This is a genomic window from Burkholderia sp. Ac-20392 (genome assembly GCF_017104585.1).
In the GTDB taxonomy this organism is placed as follows: Bacteria; Pseudomonadota; Gammaproteobacteria; order Burkholderiales; family Burkholderiaceae; genus Burkholderia; species Burkholderia lata.
In genome coordinates this window covers 1-2,410 of sequence record NZ_JAAGPB010000779.1, presented here as the reverse complement: position 1 = coordinate 2,410, position 2,410 = coordinate 1, and the positions used below count along the sequence as shown (strand labels likewise).

The window sequence follows — 2,410 nt, the reverse complement described above, 5'->3', positions numbered from 1 at the left end:
TCGTCCGCGCCGCGCGCATGCAGCGCCAGCGCGATACCGGGCGTCGCGAGCCGCCGCGCGAGCGCCGCGCCGATCCCGGAACTCGCGCCGGTAATCAGCGCGATCCGCGCGATGTGCGCGGCGCGTTGGTTCACGCGGCGACCTTGTCGCTGTCGTTCACGCGCTCGACGTTGATCGTGCCGACGTGGAACGCGGCCAGCGACTCGCGGTGCGCGATGCTGACGATCGCGGCCTTCGGCAGCCGTTCGGCGAACAGGTGGTACAGGCGTGCTTCGTTGTCGGCGTCGAGCGCGCTGGTCGCTTCGTCGAGGAACAGGAAGTCGGGCTTGTGCAGCAGCACGCGCGCGCCGGCCAGGCGCTGCTGTTCGCCCGGCGACAGCACGCGGGTCCAGTGCGCGGTCTCGTCGAGGCGGTCGACGTAATCCTCGAGGCGGCAGGCGCGCAGCGCGTCGCGGCAGGCTTCGTCGCTGAACGCGTCGGGTGTCGCCGGATAGGTGAGCGCGGCCTTCAGCGTGCCGATCGGCAGATAGCTCGTCTGCGGCACGAACATCATCCGCGCGCCGACCGGCGCATCGATCGCACCGTCGCCGAACGGCCACAAGCCCGCGAGCGCACGCATGAACGTGCTCTTGCCGGAACCCGACTTGCCGATCACGAGCCAGCGCGAGCCGGGCTCGATCGTGACGCTGCCGATGTTCGCGAGCGCGTTGCCGTTCGGCAGCGCGAGCTTGAGCGACGACGTCGACAGCTTCGCGTCGTCGACATAGTGCAGGTTGATGCCGCCGTGTTCGGTCGCGGGCGACAGGCTTTCCTTCAGGTGCGACGTGCCCATCACGCGCTTGAATTCGCGCAGACGGTTGACGGTGGCGCGCCATTCGACGAGGGTCGAGTAACTGTTGATGAACCACGAGAACGAATCGCTGACGGTGCCGAACGCGGACGAGATCTGCATCAGCACGCCGAACGAGAACGCGCCCGCGAAATAGCGCGGCGCGGCGACGACGAGCGGGAAGATGATCGCGATCTGCCCGTAGAAGCTCAGCACGAACGTGAGCCGCTTCGTGTACTTCATCACGCGCCACCAGTTGTCGCGGATGCGCATGAAGAGGTTCTGCGCGTTTCCGGTCTCGGTCTTCTCGCCGTCGTAGAACGCGATCTGCTCGGCGTTCTCGCGCACGCGGATCAGCCCGAAGCGGAAGTCGGCCTCGACGCGCTGCTGCTGGTAGTTGATCGACACGAGCGGATGGCCGACCTTCTGGATGATCAGCGAGCCGACCACCGCGTACAGCGCGGCCGCCCACACCATGTAGCCGGGGATCGCGATCGGCGTCGCGCCGAGCGAAACCGTCAGCGCGCCGGCGAGCGACCACAGGATCGTGATGAACGACACGAGTGTGACGACCGTCGACAGCAGGTCGAGCGACAGCGCGAGCGTGGTCGTCGCGAACGACTGGAGGTCGTCGGTGATCCGCTGGTCGGGGTTGTCGGCGAGGCGGTCACGCTCGATCCGGTAGAACGCGCGATCGCCGAGCCACTGGCCGAGAAAGCGGTCGGTGAGCCACTGGCGCCAGCGGAAGCCGAGCATCTGCCGCAGGTAGCGGCCGTACACGGCGAGGATGATGAAGGCGAACGCGAGCGCGGAGAACTGCATCAGCAGGTTCGGGAAGTCGTGGACGTCCTTCGACTGCAGCGCGTTGTAGAACTCCGCGTTCCACTTGTTCAGCCGGACGTTGATCCAGACCACGCAGAGGTTGATCGCGATGATCGTGACCAGCAGGCCCCATGCGATTTTCCATTCGGACGATACCCAGTAGGGCTTGATGAGGCTCCATGCGGATACCGGACGCTCGTCCTGCGACGCGTCGGAGGCGGAGCGGACGGGATCGATCGATTGGGTCATGTGCTTCCTGATGAGTAGCCGGCGCGCGGGCCGGGCGAAGCCGGGCGCGCGCCGCGATACGGCATGCCGGGACGCGGCGCCGACTGACGGCGGGCGTCCGGATGGTCGCCCGCGCGTCTTAAACGGCACTTAAGGCCGGCGGTGACGCGGCAACCGGTCGCTCGCGCGGCCGGCCTGCGGGCATTGTGCCAGAGCGGCGCGGCACGACGGCGAATTTGCCGCAAGGGGGACAGTTTGCGGCGCTTTCCGCTTTTATGGTCTAATGGCCGACGACGAAACAGGGGTGCTTCGTGGCGCGGCCGGCAGATGTTCCGGGCAGCGCGATGAGGCTGAGAAAAACCCTTTGCACCCGATCCGGGTAATACCGGCGAGGGAAGTTTCTGAACCCGCCGGGCCGCGCTGGCTGCCATCCCACATGGTCAGCGCCCTTGTTCCGCCCGGCCGGCCTTTGCTGCCGGTTTCGTCCTTTTGGGTACGCGCATTGCGCGTTACGGAAGGAATGATGACCGA

Annotated in this window: 1 protein-coding gene and 1 riboswitch; the gene reads right to left on the bottom strand. The window is 66.9% G+C overall.

The features are described 5' to 3' along the window. Nucleotides 1–130: 130 nt before the first annotated feature. Nucleotides 131–1,900 carry an ABC transporter ATP-binding protein/permease gene (locus tag G3N99_RS38100; protein ID WP_206124953.1) on the bottom strand — a complete coding sequence of 590 codons (1,770 nt, stop codon included), beginning with the start codon at nt 1,898–1,900 and terminating at the stop codon, nt 131–133. Between the two features lie 269 nt (nt 1,901–2,169). After that, a riboswitch (TPP riboswitch) is annotated at nt 2,170–2,293 on the top strand. Nucleotides 2,294–2,410: the final 117 nt, after the last annotated feature.

Coding starts and splice junctions, on each gene's coding strand:
- G3N99_RS38100 (WP_206124953.1), bottom strand. CDS start 1,900: ATGACCCAATCGATCGATCCCGTCCGCTCCGCCTCCGACGCGTCGCAG.